General features: G+C 66.8%; 1 pseudogene. It reads right to left on the reverse strand.

What is annotated here, in order from left to right:
- Positions 1-379: 379 nt before the first annotated feature.
- A pseudogene (locus F6Q13_RS18715) lies at positions 380-711 on the reverse strand (hypothetical protein); the annotation flags it as partial.

Consider the following 711-nt stretch of genomic DNA (forward strand, 5'->3'; position numbering starts at 1 on the left):
GCCGTTACTCGGATCTCCCGGTCACGCGGACCAGCCGGGATGACGATCCCAGTCGCTGTTGGTGTCCCGATGTGCCCCGCGACCGAACACATCGGTTGATCCCTCTCGCTGATGCCAGGGTCCGGGCCGAGGGCTTCCCGGTCTGACAGACTAGCCGTCGCCTTAGGCGGCGAGAGCGTAGTCGCGCTGTGTAGAAACGGCGCTTGTTTAGTTGCAACGACGCTTACGGTGGTCTCTTGCCTGCACCGGCACGCTTCCCTTGATTCGATGCGCGAAGTCGAAACCTTTCAGCCCCAAGTCTTCGAGCATCCCGCCGACTTTCGGCAGGACTTTTCATGGTACGCCATGTACAACAACGAACGGGCCGCTCGGATCATTCTCAGATCACATAGTTGAGGTGCGCCGCGATGCGGGCACCGACGTCCTTCTCGCCGCCGAGTTCGACGGGCGCGCCGGCTATCCGCCCCCCGGCCAGCCGGGTGAACAGCAGGCCGTCCATCTGCAGCGTCACGGTGGGTTCCAGGCCGCCGAAATCGTCCACCACCCGGCCGCGGCCGTCGACGACCACCCGAATGGTGCGTGCCAGCGGCCCGGTGAGCTCGATGGCGACCCGGGACCCCGCCGGCGCTTCCCCGAGCTTGCCCACCACATAGCCCATGCCGGCCGCCATCTCGTCGAGCGCCAGCCGCGCCGCCGGGCCGGCCAGCTCCG

Source organism: Mycobacterium sp. (assembly GCF_008709575.1).
In the GTDB taxonomy this organism is placed as follows: Bacteria; Actinomycetota; Actinomycetes; order Mycobacteriales; family Mycobacteriaceae; genus Mycobacterium.